The following is a 19,623-nucleotide window of genomic DNA, read 5'->3' as shown; positions in this document are numbered from 1 at the left end:
GCCCGCGGTCGCGATGGCAAGAGATGCTTGCATAGGCAAACGCGCCATCATAGCGCGCCGCGACGGCGCGCTATGATGGTTGCACCGGTAACGATGTCATGATGGGAGGATCCGGGTGGACGCGGCTCAGGCGGTACATGAAAAATTCCTCGCCGCGCTGGCCGACGGACGCCTGCCCGACCGCGCCGATGCGCCGGGTCCCGCGGCGGCCGGCCTGTCGCGCGCCGAGGCGACCGACATTTTCCTGTCGCAGCTCACCAGCCGCCAGATGGACCGGCTGTCGCGTCATCTGCAGGCGCGCGCCGAGGGCTTCTACACGATCGGCTCGTCGGGGCATGAGGGCAATGCCGCGGTCGCCGCGGCGCTGCGCGTCACCGACATGGCGTTTCTTCATTATCGCTCGAACGCCTTCCAGCTCCACCGCGCGCGCGCGGTGCCGGGGCAGACCCCGACCTGGGACATGCTGCTCAGCTTCGCCGCCTCGTCCGAGGACCCGATCTCGGGCGGCCGCCACAAGGTGATCGGGTCGAAACCGCTCAACATCCCGCCGCAAACCTCGACGATCGCCTCGCATCTGCCCAAAGCGGTCGGCGCCGCTTTCTCGATCGGCATCGCGCGGCGACAGGGGCTGAAGGACCTGCCGCTGCCCGACGATGCGGTCGTGCTCGCGAGCTTCGGCGACGCCTCGGCGAACCATTCGACCGCGCAGGGCGCGTTCAACACCGCCGGCTGGACGGCGTTCCAGGGTTCGCCGATGCCGCTGATCTTCCTGTGCGAGGACAATGGCATCGGCATCTCGACCCGCACCCCGACCGGCTGGATCGAGGCGCAGTTCCGCCACCGCGCCGGGCTGCACTATATCCAGTGTGACGGCACCGACCTCGCCTCGGCCTATGCCGGCGCCAGCGAGGCCGCCGACTATGCGCGCCGCTTGCGCAAGCCGGTGTTCCTCCACATGGCGACCGTCCGCCTCTATGGCCATGCCGGGTCGGACGTGCAGGGCGCCTATCTGCCGAAAGCGCTGATCGAGTCCGACGAGGCGCGCGACCCGCTGCTCGCCGGCGCGGCGCTGCTGGTCGAGCAGGGCTGGATGACCGCGTCCGAAATCGCCGACGCCTATGAAGAGATTGGCGCGACGCTGGCGCGGCAGGCCGAAGCGGCGATCCTGCGCCCCAAGATCACCACGTCCGCGCAGGTGATGGACAGCATCGTCCCGCCGAAACGCGACATAGTCCGCGTCAACACCCCCTCGGCCGAAGACCGCAAGGCGATGTTCGGCAGCGACGCGGGCCAGATGGACAAGCCGCAGCATATGGCACGGCTGCTCAGCTGGGCGCTTGCCGACCTGATGCTCGCGCACCGGGAAATCGTCGTCGCGGGCGAGGATGTCGGGCCGAAGGGCGGGGTCTACAACGTCACCGCGAAGCTGCACCAGCGCTTCGGCTCGTCGCGCGTCGTCAACACGTTGCTCGACGAACAGGCGATCCTCGGCCTCGCGATCGGCATGGCGCATAACGGCTTCGTGCCCATGCCCGAGATCCAGTTCCTCGCCTATGTCCATAATGCCGAGGACCAGATCCGTGGCGAAGCGGCGACGCTCAGCTTCTTCTCGAACGGCCAATATACCAACCCGATGGTCATCCGCATCGCGGGACTCGGTTACCAGAAAGGCTTCGGCGGCCATTTCCACAACGACAACAGTCTCGCGGTGTTCCGCGACATTCCGGGCGTCATCCTCGCGGTGCCGTCGAACGGCCGCGACGCCGTCGCGATGCTGCGCGAATGCGTAAGGCTGGCGCGCGAGGAGCAGCGCGTCGTCGTCTTCGTCGAACCGATCGCGCTCTACATGACCCGCGACCTCCACGAAGAGGGCGACGGCCTGTGGACCAGCGTCTACGCGGCGCCGGGCGACGGCGCCCCGATCGGCTTCGGCGATGTCGGCGTCCATGGCGACGGCACCGACCTTGCGATCGTCACCTATGGCAACGGCACTTATTTGTCGCGGCAGGCCGAGAAATTGCTCGCCGAGGGCGGCGTCAAGGCGCGCGTGATCGACCTGCGCTGGCTCGGCCCGGTCGACGAGGACAAGCTCGTCGCCGCGGTCGGCGATGCGCAGCGCATCCTGATCGTCGACGAATGCCGCATCACCGGGTCGCAGAGCGAGGCGCTGATGGCGAGTTTCGTCGAACGCACCCCGGAGAAAAAGCTGAAGCGCATCGCCGCCGACGACAGCTTCATCCCGCTCGGCCGCGCGGCGACGCTCACCCTGCCGAGCCGCGATTCGATTGTCGCCGCCGCGAAGGAGCTGCTGGCATGAGCGCGCGCCGGACCGCCCTCGTTATCGCCCCCGGTCGCGGCACCTATGGCAAGGGTGAACTCGGCAGCATCGCCCGGCTCCACGGCGCGCGTTTCGCTGGCATCATCGCCGATTTCGACGCGCAGCGCGCCGACCGCGGCCAGCCGACCGTCAGCACCCTCGACGGCGCCGAGCGCTTCAGCGTCGCGACGCATATGCGCGGCGATGTCGCGGCGCCGCTCATCTACACCGCCACCGCGCTCGATTATCTGAGCATCGACCGCGAGAAATATGACATCGTCGCGGTCGCGGGCAATTCGATGGGCTGGTACAGCGCGCTCGCGCTCGGCGGCGCGGTGTCGGTCGCCGACGGCTTCCGCATCTCGAACGCGATGGGCCTCAACAGCCAGACCCACGGCCCCGGCGGGCAGATTCTGCTGCAGGTCGTCGACGAGGATTGGCGCCCCGTCCCCGGTCTGCGCGACCGTCTGCTCGATCTTGTCGCAGCCATCGATGCCCGCCCCGGCCACGCGCTCGCCTTGTCGATCGACCTTGCCGGCATGCTCGTCTTCGCGGGCAATGAGGAAGGCCTCGCCGCGCTGCTCGCCGAGGCGCCGCCGACCCCCGGCCGCGATCCGCTCCGCCTCGCCGGCCACGGCCCGTTCCACACCCCGCTGATGTTCGGCAGTTCGGACAAGGCGAAGGCCGAACTGCCTGCCGGCCTCTTCGGCGCCCCCGCGATCCTGATGATCGACGGCCGCGGCCATATCTGGCGCCGCTTCGCCAGCGACCCGGCCGCTGTGTGGGATTACACCTTCGGCCACCAGATCCTCGCGCCCTACGATTTCGCGCTGTCGGTGCAGGTTGCGGTCAGGGAGTTCGCCCCCGACGTCGTCATCCTGCCCGGCCCCGGCGACACACTCGGCGGGGCGATCGCGCAGGCGCTGATCGGAATCGGCTGGCAGGGGATCGGCGGCAAGGCCGACTTCATGGCGCGCCAGGCGGCGGACCCGATCCTGCTCTCGATGGGCCGCGCCGAACAGCGCGCGCTGGTNCGGGGCACCGACCGGTTGGGGCCGACCGGGGGGTCTCCCGGCCGGCCCGCCGATGGAAGCGGCCTGGTGGGGCCGGCCGCGCGGAGCGAACGGCGCCGCCCCTAGGGACCAACGAAAGGGCGATGCGCCGTTCAATCCTCTTCTACGGATGCGCCCGCAAGAATTTGATCGCGCCGGGCGGCGATCATGCTCCGAAACGGAACGAGTTTGCCGCGGCGTCGCGTCCCGATTCGGCGATGAAGCGCAATCGCAGCAGCTCGGCGATGCTCCCCGCCTCGGCGCGGCGCATGATGTTCGCGCGGTGGACCTCGACCGTCCGCGGGCTGAGCGCGAGCCTTCGCGCGATCGCCTTGTTGCCCAGCCCCGCCGCGATCGCGTCCAATATATCGACCTCGCGCGGGGTCAGCGCCGCCAGCCGCGCCGCGGCGGTGCGGCGCATCAGGCGGTCCCGCTGGCAAAGCTGCCAGTCGCCGAACGCGGGGTCGAGGGTGCGGTGCACCAGCCGCGGGTCGAGCGGCGCGGGCAACAGGTCGAACGCCCCGCCGCGCAGGATGAGCCGCGTTTCGTCGAGGCTCAGCCGCTCGGCGGTGACAAAGGCGGTGATGTCGGGGCGCGTGGCGACATGGGCGAGCAGCGCGCTGCCGCTCGTCGCCCCCGGCTGGCACCAGTGAAACAGCAGCAGACCGCCGCCATGGTCGGCCTCCGCGCCCAGATAATCGTCGGCGCTGGCAAAGCTGCGCACCACCCGCGCCGCCCCGGCGGCGAGGACACGAAAACAGGCGGCCCGTTCGACCGGGTCCGGCAGCACCAGATGGATTTCGCCCTGTGTCTCGCTCACGCCGTCCGTGCTGCCGGTGGCACGCCGACAAGCCCAGCGAAAATCCCGCGGCTTTGGCGCCGATATGGAGCGATTGGATGAAGGAGGATGCCGGTGGTCTTTGGTGACCCCTACGGGAATCGAACCCGTGTTTCAGCCGTGAGAGGGCTGTTTCCAACGCAAAGTCGATACGTTTCGGAACATTCTCGAACGCTTCTGAACCCTAGTAATCTGCCAATTATGTGCTAATCTGTCCAGATTGAAACCAGCGAGTTCCCCAATGCTTATCGGGGATCGATTGGGGAAAAGGGATTTCGATGGCGCGGACGGTTCAGGATTTCAAATTGGGCAAGCGCGAGCAGCGCTTGAGGCTCGAGGCGAGAAAGAAGCCCTATTGGACGACGATCAATGAGGGTGAGCACCTTGGATACTATCGTGGCGCGCGGGTCGGAAAATGGCTCGCGCGCTTTCGCGCGCCGGGCGGCGGTGCCTACCAGGAAGCCACGCTGGCGCAGGCCGATGATTTCGCGGACGCTGACGGCGAAGTCATTCTGAATTTTCGACAGGCCCAAGACAAAGCGCGCTCGTGGTTCGCGTCGCCCGATCGCGGCGGGGCGAGGCGGACTGGCCCTTACACGGTGGGGACCGCGCTTGACGATTATGTCGCGGACTTCACCGGCAAGGATCTGGCGAACACGAAGCGTCGGATAGAGAAGCTGATCCGCCCAACGCTCGGCGCCGTCGAAATCGCAAGGCTCACGTCGAAGCAGATCGACGACTGGAAGTTGGCGCTTGCCCGGTCGCCGGCACGGCTGCGCACCGCTGCGGATGCCGACCAGAATTATCGCGCCGCGCCAGTCTCGACGGAAGATATGCGCCGCCGCCAATCCAACGCCAACCGCGTCTTGACGGTTTTGAAGGCCGCGCTGAACAAGGCGTTTCGCGGGGAGAAGGCGGCCAGCGACAGCGCTTGGCGCAGGGTGAAGCCTTTTCCGAAGGTCGACGCGCCGCGGCTCCGGTATCTCAGCGACGCCGAGGCTCGGCGCCTCGTCAACTCAGCGTTGCCGGATTTTCGGCTTCTGATCCAGGCCGCTCTACTGACTGGCGCGCGATACGCCGAGCTGACGAACTTGGAGGTTCGAGACTTCGACGCCGCGTCGGCGTCCCTGTGGCTTCGCGAAACGAAGGCGGGCGTTGGCCGGGCCGTCTATCTTGATGCCGAAGGGGTGCAGCTCTTCAAACAGCAGACGGCCGGCCGGGCCAAATCCGATCGGATGTTCCTGAAATCGACGGGCCAGCCATGGGGTGCGGCGCACCAGGCGCGGCCGATGGCCGAAGCCCGGCTGGCGGCGAAGATCGATCATGTGAGTTTCCATGACCTCCGCCGGACATATGGCGCCCGGCTGGCGCTCAAAGGGGTGCCTATGGCGATCATCGCGGAAGCGCTTGGCCATGCCGACGAGCGGATCACCCGCAAGCATTATGCGCATTTGTCGCCAAGCCATGTCGGAGACGTCGTGCGCGCCGCGGTGACGGGGATGCAGATTGTCGAGAAATCGAAGGTTGTCGCGATCGGTTGAACGAAGGGGGCGAAAATGTGGGCGATGATATTGATGGCCGTTGGAACGGCTGTCGCGGGGGCGGGCTGCTACGTCGCGGGCTAGAGGCCAGAGCGACCGACAATTAACAGTCTCGCGCTGGGGAGTGCTGGTTAACAGGGAGCATTCCTAAAGTACCCCGCCTACAACGTCGCCCTTCTCCCTAAATATCCCCCCATTGATCAAATTCCGCTGATTTTCGGAACAATGCCCCATTGTATTGTTCCGAAAGAAATCGGTGTCGATCCGTGGTCAACTTCAAACACCGGCAAACGGCCGCGTTTAGTTTGGAGATGAACCATGACGATCGAGGCCACGGATAGGCTCGTCGACACCGTGACGGACACCGCGCATCGCCTCGGCCTAAGTCGCACGGGCGTTTACGCCCAGATCAAGGCTGGGAAGCTCCGTGCGGTGAAGGCCGGCGGGAAGACGCTGATCACCCGCGACGACCAGGCTGCATGGGTCGCCAGCCTATCCGAACTCAAGACCGCGGTCGGAGCCTGACCTGTGAAAACGGCAGTCGACGCCAAATATGCGCTCGTCCCGATCGCGCTGCACATCGAGAATGGTGCGACCGAACAGGGCGGCTCCTACGACGTCTCGAGTCTCACCCCCGCGCGCGAATGGCGCGAGGGCTGCGAGTTAAATTCCGAAGAGAGCGATGCGGCACCGAGGGATGATCAATTCATTTCCGACGCATTAGACGCGATCCGCGAATGTGCCGACCGCATCGCTCGGCATTTTGCGTCAATCGGATCGGTCATAGCGCCTAAGCCCCGAGATTATGTCGGCGATGACAAGAGCCCGGACATAGGCATGATCGTCGCGGCCGGCGACGTAGAACTTGCGTCGAAGATAGCGCACATTTGGGCGACATTTCCGCCGATCGGCCGCTTTCGCAATTTGGCATTCGAGAGCGATCCAACATGGGCGAATTCAGCGTGCGCCCAGACCATTGAGGATTTGTTCGGCGCCGCATGCCGTGCACGCGACGAGTCGGACTTCTTCGGCCAGCCAACGCCGTTCGCCTCGGATCGCCTTCCCAGAGTTGACGAGAGCATGGATGATTGGACCGCCCGAGTGTGCGTGTCATCCGATCGGCTCAACCAGACTTTAGAAGCCTGGGAAGCGAGCTGCCGAGACGTCAACCTGTTCTCAATGCACCCGCTCGCAGTTGGCGCACGAGACGGAGACATTATCGACTGGCTCATTCCCGGCCTGATCCAACGCGGCGAAGTGACCAGCTTGGTCGGCCCCGGCGGCGTCGGGAAGACGACTGCCTTGGCCGAACTCGTCGCCAAAGTCAGCGATAGCCCCCTGCACGGCACCGAATTCCTAGGCACCAAGATCGAGCACTCCAATGGGCTTTGCGCATATATCTCTGCGGAAGACCGTCAGGGCGTCATGAAGCTGCGTATCGAGCAGTATCAGGCCGCTGGGTCGGCGCTCAACGCCTTCCTGATCGATGGGTGCGGACGAGCGATCGAGGAATGCCTGGCGCTCCTCGACGCGCTGCCGTCGCTCGACCTCGTGATCGTGGATCCCGTCACGCAGTTCGTCGACGACGAGAACGAGGCAGGCAAGGTCGGACCGTTCTACAATGCTCTCAGCGCCTTCGCGCGCCGCAAGAACTGCGCGATCATCGCGGTGCACCACCTTACTAAGAGCAAGGGTGCCGGCCGGACCAGCAATGTCCGCAGCGCGATCCGCGGCTCGAGCGTCCATGTCGATCGGCCGCGTCTGGTCTTCTGCATGCTGCCGAGGGGGGACGGCCTTGTCGAAGTAGGGATTGTCAAAAGCAACGTGCCGCCTGGTCAGCCCACATGGTGCGAAACCGGCAAGGGTCGCCTGTTCCGGCAGATGCCGGAGGGACTGGCCGGCATTGAAACGGAAACGCCCCTGCCCGCCAGCGCAGTCGAAGGCGCGCTTCACGACTGGGTTGCCAATCAAATCTCGGTCTTCAACGAGAGCGGCCGGCCGGTGAGGCGAACGGGAAGGAAGGGCCTCTACAATCTCACCCGCGGCCCGGAACTCGAATTCTCCCGCGCTGCGATCGAGAGCGGCGTTTCCGACCTGATCGCGCGCGGCCGGTTGGTGGACGATGTCGACATGGGGCTGATGTCTGCCCGCGGGGAGGCTCACTAATGCGCGCCGCTTGCTCTCACTGCATCAACGGGTATTATGATACCGTTCCCGCCGTTCCCATCTCATGCTTTGGGAACCGGGAACGGCGGGAACGTCTCGGAACAGCCATTGAAAAATATAGGTTTTCTCAAATCGGCTGTTCGGGAACGGTAGCCCCAGAAGCACGGAAAACCGCGGCATTCCCGTTCCCGGCGTCCGTTATAGAGAGAGGGGTGTCCGGCCACCCCCTCTCTCTACAAACAACCGGCCGGGCAAAGGACAGCGATCATGCAGAACGCGAACACCGTAATGAACCACACTTCGACCCCCCGGCGTCGGCTCCATCAGGCACCGCTTCAATCGTGGGACGCATCGGCCCCGTGGCGCGCAACGCCGCTGCCTGGCGAGAACCTCTTGCAGCTGCTGGCGCGCGTTCGCCGCGAGCGTCGATATTTCGGACCGATCGCACTGATCTAAACTCGCCGGGGTGCGCGAGACGCGTCTCGGTCAAGCGCGGGCGGGGATTTAGGGTCCACCGCCCCGTTGAGCGGCATGACCTATCTCGCGCGACCGGCATGGGTGCCGCGTCGCTCCAGAACGGAGCACCTTCAAAATGACGCAGCCTCCCCCATACCGGCCAAACTACGCATTCGGCGATGCGGGCACCGCGCTACCGCCGGGTGTCCCGCTCGACGCCGAGTTGCTGGAAATCTCGCGCACGTTCACGGCTGTTCTGCGCAATTTGTCGCTGATCCAGCGCGATGACACCAAATTGCGAAACGGCATCGTCACCATCGACACCCTCGATCCGAAGGCGGTCGCCCTCATCAGCGCGGGCACGTTCAGCATCGCCGGGGTGTGGGAGGCAGGAGCGAAACTGGCGCAAGGTGCCTTCGTCTCGCGGGACACGGCGGTGTACCTGGCGATGCGCGAGCATGTCGCCACGACGATCGAGGCGGCGTTGGCGGCTGGCGATCTGGTCAAGGTGTTCGAGCCGGAGGTCGGGGAACGGGCGCGAGACGAGTTCGTCGGCAACGGCATTCAGACCGCGTTCGGGCTGTCGCAGGAGGTCGCGACGGCCGGCGACATCGAAGTGTTCGTCAACGGGGTGCTGCAGCCCGCGGCGGCCTATTCCGTGGTTGGGTCGACCCTGACGTTCGCGGTGGCGCCTGCGAATGCCGCGAAGGTATCGGCGCTGTCGCTTTCGTGGTCCACGACACCGCCGCTGGCGACGCTGGTGACGATGGTTCAGCAGGGCGCCAACCAGCTTGCGCTGGCGACAGGCTCTCTCATCAAGACGACGTGGCCGGAGCTTCTGGCGACCGAAGGCACCGCGCTGCAGAAGGCGGTTGTGCTGACCGGCGGCATCGGCACGCACACCGACCCCCTGACCGATCTGGAAGTCAGGAACACCGGCTTTTACCAGTGCGTCGAACCTCCGTATGGCTGGGAGCGTGTTGCGCCGCTGCAGGGCGATCTGACCGGCGATGCGGTGGTTTCTGCTGCTGTCGATGCGGCGCTGATCGCTGCGCAGGTGGGGGCGGATCGTCTGGCCGCCTCGCTGGCAAAACAGGTCGCCGAAGGTGCGGCGGTTGCCGCTTCCGACTTCGCCGACGATGCGGAGAGCGCGGCAATCGCGGCGGCGGCGGCCGGAAAGAAATTCACCAGTACGGCGCTGGGCATCGCGGGCACGTCGAACGGCGACTATTTCGTTGTCCCTGCCACCGGCGGCTTGGCGATCTGGCAAAACGTCTCTGGCGTCGCCACGGCATGGCCCGCCGCTGCGCCAGCGCAGAAGATCATCGCGACCAGCGAGGCGCTGGCAACCGCCGTTGCCGCCGTCGTAAGTGGTGCGGCGACGGTCGGGATCGAGACGGGCAGCACGCAAAGTCGTGGCGGCATCGGCGGTGTCGAAAAGGGCGGCGTCAAACTGCGCGCCACGACCTATTTCGACATTGCGGTGAAGGCGCAGGTCGCGAACGAATTTCTATCCCTGCCCCAGATGCTGATGCGGCGCACGGTTCACATGCCTGGCCACAGCGCGGTCGCGGCCTCGGGCGCCGTGGCGGGGGCAACAGTCAACCCCCGCTCGGGCCTCAACGGCGGGCCGGGTCGCAGCCTCGAATATGTGCTGCGCCAAATATCGCCGGACTGGCGCGTCATCGCACGCGGGACCAGCGCGCAGACCGGTCCGAACATCGCGCAGCGCACCGGCGGACTGCCGACGCTCGTCACGCTCGACGGTGGCGCAACGACGCTTGGCGCCTCGGGCGCGGTCGGTTGTACCTGTTCCCCGGATAGCGGCCCGTCGATGCGGCGTGGGCAGGCGGTCGAAAGCTATTATGGCAAGGTCAACGGCGCGCCGTGCATCCTGAAATGCACCGGCGGCCCGAACGCCAACAGCCCGGTCTATACCATCGAGCAACTGAACGGCACTGCGACAATCCCGCTGACCCCCGGCACGGCCTTCTTCCTCAACGCCGATCTGCTCGATTATGCCATTCATGTCTTCTGGATGACGCAGAACGACCCGGTGGTGCAGGTGAGCATCGACGCGGTTGCGGCGGCGGTGGGCAAGCTGCCGAAGCCGTCGCGGTACGTCATCATCGGTGATTGGCCGCAGGCGATTTCGCTCGATGGCGTGTCGGGAAATGGAAGTCAGGACATCGGCACCGATCCCCATAACCGGATGCTGCAAAAGAACGCGATCCTTCGCGAGCAGTATGGTGCCGACTTCCTCGACCCCTATGCGCTGTTCCGCAACGAATATCCCTACAACGGCGCGATGTATCGCTCGCTGGCGCAGTTCACCGGCGAGGACGATACCCAGTCCAGCTACAATTATGTGACCCCCGAGGCGGGCGACTGGCGCGCGCGCGGCCTCCTCCCGCGTCGCTGGATGGGCGTCCATGAAGGCGGCGTCGATTACTCGCACGGCAATTCGCAGTTCTACCAGCAAATCTCCTTTGCGAACCGTGACCTCCAATTCCGGCCGAAAGGATGGCTCGACCTATGAGTAAATCAACACTCTTTGGCGGGTCCGATCCGCTTCCCGGCGACGGCACGATCCTGCTGCCCGGTAGCGACGGCATGTTCCCCGGCACCTTCTGGAGCTGGCAACCGGGCCACGAGGTCTACGGCATTAAGGGCGTGACGGTTGATGGCGGTTTCGTGCCGGAAAACGCCGCGTGGCGGAACTTGGCCGACATGGCGGGCTGCACCGAGGCCGAAGCGCGTTATGGTAAGACAGTGGCGGGCAGCGACATCGGCGCGACCAAGATGAAGATCGAGGAAACCGACAGCGGGGTTCACTTCATCGTGAGCCAGTCGGTCGATACGATAAACACGCGGATCATGATCTGCGCGCCGGACGCGGCGAAGCAATGGCTGCTCGACCACAGCTATGCCGGCGCTGGCGTGCTGACCACCGATGGGACGAACGTCGCCAATCAGGCGGGATGTCACCGGATCGGGAGCAAGCTGAAATTCAAGCCGACGCGGATCTACCGCACCGATGGCACCAAGGTTGGCAACACTGCGGCAATCGCGGGTATCGGCAACCCTACGGGCAGCACAAACACCATGGGCATCATCCAAGGCTCGATGCAAACGGTGAACTATCCGATTTCAGCGGTCGAAAACACCGGCCCTGCGCTGATCGCGCCAGCTACGACGACCATCAACGAGATTGGGAGCTTGTTCTACCCAGCCGGCGCGCCTGTCCTCGACAAGCCGCAGTTGCGCTGGACCGGCGCGCGTGCCTGGCACAGCGCCAAGCCCGCGACCATCGCCGATTTCGAGATTGGTGTCGGCGCCGGCCACCTGTTCGGGCAGACGCAATCGGGCTTCCTCGCCGCCTGCATGTCCTATGTCCTGTGGGAATATTCGCTGACCGATCTGTCGATCGCGACAGGCTACGGCGATTTTCAGGGCTTCGGCAACCGGGGCAGCATCGACCGCACTTTCGACTTCGGCGACCCCTTCCAGGTGCGCAACGTCATCATGGCCGCGTTCAACCGTTCCATCGCCGCGGGCGGCGAGCATTACGGCGACTGGGTCCCGACCGCGCCGTCGACCATCGCATAGGGAGGCTGAGCATGGGCATCACATATCGGCATAGCAATGGAGCCGGCGGCCACTCCTTCTATCCTGGTGTCATCGGCACCTGGGAATGGGACGATGACGCGCACACGCTGACCATGAATTTCGAGGATGGCGAGACGCGGACCTTTGGGCCGAACGCGGAAGGCGAGCCGTTCGCCTACGGGCGCCTGCTCTATCGCGACGCAGGCACGTACATCGATGAGGAAACGGGGGAAGAGCGTCCCGCGATTGCGGACAGCGACCCCTCCGCCATCCTGTTCAACTGCACCTTCTGGCCGGTCGCGGACGGCGACTTAGGAGGTGTTTCGTGAGCGTCTGCAATCCTTCGTTGCCTATTGCCACCTCCACCCCCCTCGATCGTGAGAATGTTTGATGCCGACCTATGAAATCAAAGCGCCGGATGGAAAAACATACCGCATCGACGGTCCGGAGGGTGCGTCAGATGAGCAGATCAGGTCACAGATCCTGCTCCAGCATCCGAGCGCTGGGCGTCCCGCGCCAAAGCCGGTCCAAGGGCGCATCAAACGCAACATCGCCAAGATGATGAGCATGAACGCTCCCGAGAGCGAGATTGATGAGTATGTCGCCTCGGAGGGTGTGACTGCTGCGCAGCTGCGCGCTTCGCCGAAGCCGGTTGCGCCTCGACCAGCGCCCCGCCCCAAGCCGAAGCCCGACATCAGCGGCGCGTTGTCCGGCGGGCATAAGGTCGGCGATCCCATTCTCCGCGCGCCGCCGGAAATGAGCCGGGTGACGGGGCGGCCAGCGCCGCGCGCTAGAGTGCCGCCGCCAGTCAAGGACTTGCTGTATCGTCCCGCACCGAAGCCCAAACCCGCTCCGGCGCCCGGTGTGGCGGCTGTGTTCGGCGGTGAGGCTCCGCAGCCCATGACGATGCAGGAGAGCGCGTGGGCGAGCGAGGACCGCCAGCGCGAAGCGGAGACGAGCCTGATTTCGGCAATCACCGACCCCGCAGCGGTGGAGCGCCGCAGGGCGTGGCAGGACGCCCCGATCGCCGCCGATGGCCTTGGCGATCGGCTCTATAATTTCGGCAAAAAATCGGCGCTGCGCATCGGATCGGGCGGCTCGCGCGTCATCGCGGCGGGCATGAACGCGATCGACGAGGGTTTCGGCGATGGGGTGACGCAGCGCGCCGATGATGTCGACCAGTGGCTCGGGCGCCGCGTCGAAGGTGAAACGACGCTCGACGATCTGAAAACGAATTTCTCGCTGAGCGGGCTGGGCAGCTTCGTCGCGGAGCAGGGCGTCGGTTCGGCCGCCGACATGGCCATGCTGGCGACCGGCGCGGGCATCGTGCCCTATGCCGTGGCGCAGGCCGGTAATATCGGCCAGCAGCGCGCGCAGAACAATGACAGCGGCACCGCGACGCTGACGGACATCGCTGCCGCGGCACCCGCGGCGGTGGCGTCTACCGCGCTGGAAAGGCTCGGCACCAAATATCTTCTTCCCGGAGCCGACGATGCTGGGAATGTGTTGGTGCGACTCGGCAGCAGCGCGGTCAGCGAAGGGTTGACCGAAGCGGGCCAGACCGGGGTGGAATATACGGGGTCGACGCTCGGCACGGATCGCGGGTTCGACCTTGGCGATGCGCTGCAGCAGAGCCTTGACGCGGGGATCACCGGTGGCCTGACCGGGCCGGGCCTCAAGACCGTGATGACCGAGGCGCCGCGCGCCGCGCGCGGTGTCGTCGACAAGGGCGTGACGATGCTGGCAGACCGGCAGGAGCGCCGCGATTTCTCGCCGCTGGCCAATGCCATTGCGGTCGATGCGTTCCGCCCCACGCAGGCCGCCCCGGCGCCTGTCGCAGCGCCCGCGGCTGTCGCGCCGAAGAAGGTGGCACCCGCTCCGAAGGCTGCGCCGGTCATCACGGTGGAGGAACCAGTGGCCCCGGCTGCGGTCGAAGTGCCTAAGGTCGAGCCGGCCGCGGCGGAGACAAAGTCCGATGATGTTTCGCTGACCCCAACCGGGGATCAAAACTATCGCCAGCTCTGGCAAAAGTCGCGGCCGGAGCTAGAGGCGCTGCGCGCAACCGCGCCGCGAGAGGCGGACGTTGACGAAGGCGTCACCAGCGCCGAGGTCATCGACGAAATCTTGCGCGAGCATCAGGACTATGCCGCGATGGACGATGACACTCTCGTCGGCATTGTTCGGCGACAGGTCATTAACAACCGCGATGCTGATTGGGTGAAGCGCGTCCAAGAAGGGCGCGGCGACCCCGGCCAGCAAGCCTCTTTTGTGTCCTTCATCGGCGCGATGGGGGCGCTTCGCAATCGACCGGATGGCGCTAATCTCACCGACCGCGTTGTCGATCAGCTGGTTGATCAGGGTTGGAGTAAGGCGGACGCTCAAGAGGTTGTCGAATATCGTTTCGAAAATCTGACTGGAAAGAAGCCGGGAGAGGCGCGCGCAAAACCTGCGGCGACACCCACAACTGCGCTGGCGCTACCGGCACCCGCCAAACCACCCATCGCCGCGCGCGAGGAAACGCGCCGCGTGACGATCCCGACCGGCGGCAAGATCGACGTGCGGATGGAGCTGGTCAGCGCGGACGACATCACCCAGGCCGAAGGATCGAAGCAGAACCGCGACCGGGACCGCGCCGCGAGCGAGGCGCAGATCATGGCCATCGTCGGCAAGTTCGATCCCGAGCAGCTCGGCGACGACAATTATACCGACCGCGGCGCGCCGATCATCGGGCCGGACGGGACGATCGAGAGCGGCAACGGGCGCGTGCTGGCGATCAACCGTGTGTTCGACGAGCGGCCCGAGCTTGCGCAGCAGTACCGCGACTATATCGAGAGCCAGGGTTTCGACACGAAGGGCGTCGATCGCCCGGTGCTGATCCGCCGGCGCGTGACCGAAATGGACGAGCCGACGCTGCGCCAGTTCATCACCGGCTCGAACAGCGACACGAAGCAGGAGCTTTCCGCGCCGGAGCGCGCCACGCAGGACGCGAGCGATATCCTGACGCCGGACACCATGGCGAAATATATGGGCGGCGCGTTGGTGTCGCAGCGCAACGGAGACTTCATCCGCAAGTTCATCGAGGCCGTGCCCGATGGGCAGCGGTCCACCTTCATGGACGAGAAGGGGAACCTGTCGACCGCGGGCGTGGCACGGATCGAGAACGCCATGCTGGCGCGCGCGTTCGGCAACGGCACCCCGGCGGCGAAGCGGTTTCTGTCGAAGGCGATGGAGAACACCGACAACCAGACCCGCACCCTCACCGGCGCGCTTTCGGAGGTCGCGGCCGATTGGGGCCGGATGACCGCGACGATGGACGAGGGCACGGTCGACAAGAAATATGACCTGACCGACAAGGTGCTCGAAGCGATCGGCATGGTCGCCGATGCTCGCGCCCAAGGCAAAAAGATCAGCGACGTGTTCGCGCAGCGCGACGCCTTCGACCAGATCGACCCGATGGTCGAAAAGATCATCCGGTCCTTCTATGACGGCAATCTGCGCCGCGCGGCCGGCCGAGCCAAGGTGGCGGGCATCCTGCGCAGCTACGCCGAGTTGGCGAGTGAGCAGCGGGCCGACGCTGACCTGTTCGGGAACGCAGCTCCGCCGACGACCTCTGATCTATATGCCACCGCGATCGAGCACCAGCATGAAGCGGATCTGCTCGCGACGGCTGCTGACGCCGGCATGGAAGCGAAGACGCAAAAGGGCGCGCGCAGCGATCACCCTAAGCGTCAGGCTTCAAACGATGACGACATCCCCGATATCGACGCGCCCGACGCGGAACGCGTTCCGTCCCCAGTCGCTGATCGCGCTGGGTACGATCCAGAATTTTTGGAGCGGAGCTTCACCAATCGCGCATCATTCTTCGGAGGCGTGGTGCGGACGGCGCTCGGCATGGACCCCGAAAAATTCGTTCTCCTGCCCGGCCCTCGCCAAATCTACCTGCTGACACGCGCCGTGGAAAAGGCGTTCGGCATCACCGTGACCGTCGACCGCCAGTTGCAGGACCGCTTCGCGATCGACCAGATGCTCGACATGTTGCAAAATGTGCAGGGCATGGCAGCGATCCTGGGCATCCCGGCCCGGGGCATGTCGCTGGGTGGGAAGCTGAGCCTCTCGATCGAGAAGAAGGCACGAGCGCTCGGCTGGTTCCAGCCTGGCACGAGCATGATTGGCCTCCCCCGTCGCAGCAACAGCTTCGCGCACGAATGGGGGCACGCCCTCGATTTTTATCTGCTGGCCAAGATCGGCTCGACGGAGAACGACATCGCCGGCCGCGGGCTGAGTGGCGCCATCCGCCAGATGGGCGAAAGTCTCAATGATGCTGAGGGGATACCGAACCGCAATATTCGCGACGGGTTCATCCATCTGCTCAACACCATGTTTTTCGACAAGGCGGGGCTAGCTACGCGCGTTCTCGACCTCGAGGCCAAGATTTCCAAGACCAGCAGTGACAAGGTTCGTGCTGATTTGCAGCGGCAGATCGACAACATCACGGCCGGCAGCGCCAAGCCGCGCGGGATCACCTCCGACTTCGCCAAACTGTCCAAGGCCTTCGGCGCAAAAGCTGGCACCCAGGAATATTGGACAAGCCCCACCGAGATGCTTGCTCGCGCGTTCGAAGCTTATGTTTCGTACAAGGCCGAAAGCGCCGGCATGTCGACGGAGTTTATCGGCAAGGGTGACGCGGCGTATCTGAGCGACGCCGACGAGCGCTTCGCGCAGACCTTCCCGAAGGGGACCGAGCGGCTGCGGATATTCGACGCCTTCGACAACATCTTCGCTCACATTGCCACACAGGAGACGCTTGGCGAGGGCGCCGCTGCCATGCCTGACCCCGCCAACAAGGCGAGCCGTAATCCGTTCGAACGTCCTGAGACGGTCGCGCCAGCTGAGCGCAACATCTTCCGATTGGCGGTCGGCGCCGAGTTCGATGCAATTTGGTCGCACGGCGAAGCGCGTCGGAAGCGCCTGCGCGATCGACCCGCTAATGACGATGCGTCGATCCTGCGGCACATGCACGACACCTTGTCGTACTTCAAATATGGCATGACGGCCCGGTTGAAGATGATCGGCCGCCGTTACAATGCCCCATCGGTAATCAAGCTGCACAACATGCTGACGCACACCGCGGGCGATAAGTCCAAGGGGCGCGATTATCTGCGCGCGATCGATCTTCGCATGAACCAATATCAGAACCGGGTCGATCGCGTGGTCGGCAATTATAATGCCGAGCTGAACCGTTCCCGATCGCGCGAGTTGTCGATCGCGGAAAGCGACCATCTTCGCGATTTGCTGACGAGCACGGAGTCGACGGCCGAAAGCAAGCCGATGCAAGCGCTGGCGGCCAGCCTCCGAAAATTGTCCGACGACATCTTTTACGACATGCAGCGCGCGGGGATCGATGTCGGATATGCGCGGAACGGGTATCTACAGCGCCTCTATGATGATGCGATCATCGGCGGCGACGAGGCGGGTTTTCTGTCGCAAGCGGCCAAAGCGTACAAGATCGCCTTTGAGCGCCAGTGGGGCGATAGCAATGCTGTCCTCGCAGACGACGAGGCCATGCCGACGTTTCTCGCCGCCGCGCGGGACCTGTCGCGCAAGGGCCATGATAGCGTCGTCGCCCCCTACGCAGCATTCGCCAAGATCAAGAAGCAGATCGCCAGCCTGAACCGTGCAATCGCCGCCGCCGAAAAGGCGAGCGAAGACACCGGCACAATGCAGGCTCAGCTTGCGGCGCTTGACGAGGATCTGCGCGAAGCTTTCGCCGATCTCTACGATGTGGTGGAGGCGGCGTGGTCGACCCAGGCTGCGGCGGACTGGCTGCTCAAGATCCAGAGTTCCAACCCACACGACGTCGACAGCCGCGGCCCAGACGGCAATTTCCTCAAAGGCCGAGAGCTTCCGCCCGAGGCCGACAAATTGCTTGAGAAATATATGGTGCGCGATCCGGTGAACGTCATGATGCTCTATAGCGGCAAGGTCGCGCGCCGGATCGAGTACGCCGAGCGGTTCGGCGCCGACAACAAGAAGATCGACGCCCTATTCGTCCAAATGGGCAGGGAGGGAGTGTCTGCCGTCGGCCAAGACCAGGTGCGCGCGATCTTCGATGTCGTCACCGGCCGATCGGTCAGCACATTGCCGCCCGGCGTGAACTGGGCCTTTGAGGCGATCCACGTCATCTGGGGTACGATTTCTTTGCTTCCCCGCGCCGTATGGTCGTCGATGTCCGAAAGTTTCACCGCCGGCATCCATGCTGGCAATGCGAAGTTCGCATTCAAAGCGACGGGCGATCTTCTGGCGTCGATCGTCAAGACCGATGGATCGAAGGCGCGTGCCGATCTCGCGCGGTTTGCCGGCATCGTCAGCGCTCGCGGCGGGCATGCTGTCCTTACCGAGCGATATGGCGGCTCCTACGCCAACGACACCTTCCTGTCTGACGCTGCGACCCGCATGTTCTACAACACCGGCCTCGTTGCGCTCACCCGGGCGCAGCAGGGGCAAATGGTCGGGACAGCACACGCGTTTCTGGATTGCATGAGCGGCTGGGTGGTCGATGGCGCCAGTGCGGCCCCGGCGTCAAAGGCCCACGTTAGGCGCGCTGACGCCATTGCTCGCCTCGAAGAATATGGTGTTTCCGATCCTGATGCGTTCGCGAGACGAATGCGCGCTTTTGACGGCCTGCCCACTCCGGCCGATTTGGCTGAGGGCGATGCGTTTACGCACGACTGGACCACTGCGGTCGATCGCTTCATCAAGGGTTCGATCCAGTCTCCGACGGTGATGTCGCGCCCGCAGGCCGCGAGCAGCGCATTCGGCCGACTGGCCTATGGTATCATGTCCTTCAACTACGAGTTCTACCGCAACATCATCAAAGGCTCGGCAATCCGCGTGGCGCGCCAGTACGAGCGGCGACGCGACATCGCGTTGGAGGTCGGCGACGGAAAGAAGACAGCGAACGCAAAGGCCGCCGCGGCAATTGCGCCACAGGTCGCAGGCGGTTTGCTCGCGAGTGCTGCCGTTCTGGTGGCTGGTCAGCTGTTGGTTTCGACCATCCGCATGTTCCTGTTCGACCAGGAGAAGTGGAAGGAACTGGACGAAAAGGACGAGCTGGCCGGTTATTTGGTGTCGACGGCGTTAAGCCGCACTTTTGCCACCCCGCTCGATCCCATGATCCAAGCCTATACTGGCTGGAAATATAATGGGTCGATGTTCTCAAATCTTGCGGGGCCGGCGCCCGCCAACATCGTGCAACAACTCGATGCAATCGGCAAAGCGTCTGTGCGCAACAGCGAGAAGACCAACACCGCCGAATATAATCGGGCCAAGGCGATCTATCGCTTGGGCATCGGTCCCGGTGCCGGGATGGCATTGCAGTTCATCCCTGGCGGTCCATACATCAGCGGAGCGGCCGGCCTCGCGACAATGGCGGTCACATCCTCAACGATGGCCGACGGGTTCGCGGAAGCGCTGATAGGCGAGAAGGGCAGCGTCACCGACCCGGAGACGGGCGAGGTGATCGGCCCGCCGAAGAAAAAGGGCGAGGCCGCCGCGCCGAAATACGCCTTTTAGCGGCATGGACGCGTAGCCTTCTCCGCTCAGTCTAAACACAAAGTGCTGGCGGTCATCAAAGCCAAACGCGGC

The 19,623-nt window shown here is 64.7% G+C and carries 9 protein-coding genes and 1 tRNA gene; 8 read left to right on the top strand and 2 right to left on the bottom strand.

Annotation, left to right across the window (positions count from 1 at the left end):
- Positions 1-115: 115 nt before the first annotated feature.
- The gene (locus ASD67_RS00170) at positions 116-2,317 is read left to right on the top strand and encodes a dehydrogenase E1 component subunit alpha/beta (RefSeq protein ID WP_056341545.1); all 2,202 of its coding nucleotides are present in this window, start codon (positions 116-118) and stop codon (positions 2,315-2,317) included.
- Between the two features lie 1,218 nt (positions 2,318-3,535).
- Here the strand turns inward: ASD67_RS00170 and ASD67_RS00160 are convergent.
- A complete protein-coding gene (locus tag ASD67_RS00160) occupies positions 3,536-4,189 on the bottom strand; it encodes a response regulator transcription factor (protein ID WP_235535513.1) in 654 nt (217 codons plus the stop codon).
- 101 nt (positions 4,190-4,290) lie between these two features.
- Positions 4,291-4,355: transfer RNA gene (locus ASD67_RS22830), tRNA-Ser, on the bottom strand.
- Positions 4,356-4,485: 130 nt separating this feature from the next.
- Between ASD67_RS22830 and ASD67_RS00155 the strand changes: the two genes are divergently transcribed.
- From ASD67_RS00155 to ASD67_RS00120, 7 genes are all read left to right on the top strand, one after another.
- Complete coding sequence (locus ASD67_RS00155) at positions 4,486-5,748, top strand: tyrosine-type recombinase/integrase (RefSeq protein WP_056341542.1); 1,263 nt, start codon at positions 4,486-4,488, stop codon at positions 5,746-5,748.
- A 318-nt stretch (positions 5,749-6,066) separates the two neighbouring features.
- Positions 6,067-6,273 carry a helix-turn-helix domain-containing protein gene (locus tag ASD67_RS00150; protein ID WP_056341539.1) on the top strand — a complete coding sequence of 69 codons (207 nt, stop codon included), beginning with the start codon at positions 6,067-6,069 and terminating at the stop codon, positions 6,271-6,273.
- Between the two features lie 3 nt (positions 6,274-6,276).
- The gene (locus tag ASD67_RS00145; protein WP_056341534.1) at positions 6,277-7,914 is read left to right on the top strand and encodes an AAA family ATPase; all 1,638 of its coding nucleotides are present in this window, start codon (positions 6,277-6,279) and stop codon (positions 7,912-7,914) included.
- Positions 7,915-8,506: 592 nt separating this feature from the next.
- The gene (locus ASD67_RS00135) at positions 8,507-10,909 is read left to right on the top strand and encodes a hypothetical protein (protein ID WP_056341528.1); all 2,403 of its coding nucleotides are present in this window, start codon (positions 8,507-8,509) and stop codon (positions 10,907-10,909) included.
- Between the two features lie 74 nt (positions 10,910-10,983).
- Entirely contained in the window at positions 10,984-11,979 is a 996-nt protein-coding gene (locus ASD67_RS00130) for a hypothetical protein (protein ID WP_156377515.1), read from the top strand.
- 11 nt (positions 11,980-11,990) lie between these two features.
- Positions 11,991-12,308, top strand: coding sequence for a hypothetical protein (locus ASD67_RS00125; RefSeq protein ID WP_056341521.1), 318 nt, complete (start codon positions 11,991-11,993; stop codon positions 12,306-12,308).
- A gap of 61 nt (positions 12,309-12,369) precedes the next feature.
- On the top strand, positions 12,370-19,551 hold the full coding sequence (locus tag ASD67_RS00120; RefSeq protein WP_156377514.1) for an LPD1 domain-containing protein: 7,182 nt from the start codon (positions 12,370-12,372) through the stop codon (positions 19,549-19,551).
- Positions 19,552-19,623 lie beyond the last annotated feature (72 nt).

It is taken from the genome of Sphingopyxis sp. Root1497 (genome assembly GCF_001427085.1).
Classification (GTDB): domain Bacteria; phylum Pseudomonadota; class Alphaproteobacteria; order Sphingomonadales; family Sphingomonadaceae; genus Sphingopyxis.
This window is presented reverse-complemented; position numbering and strand designations above follow the sequence as displayed.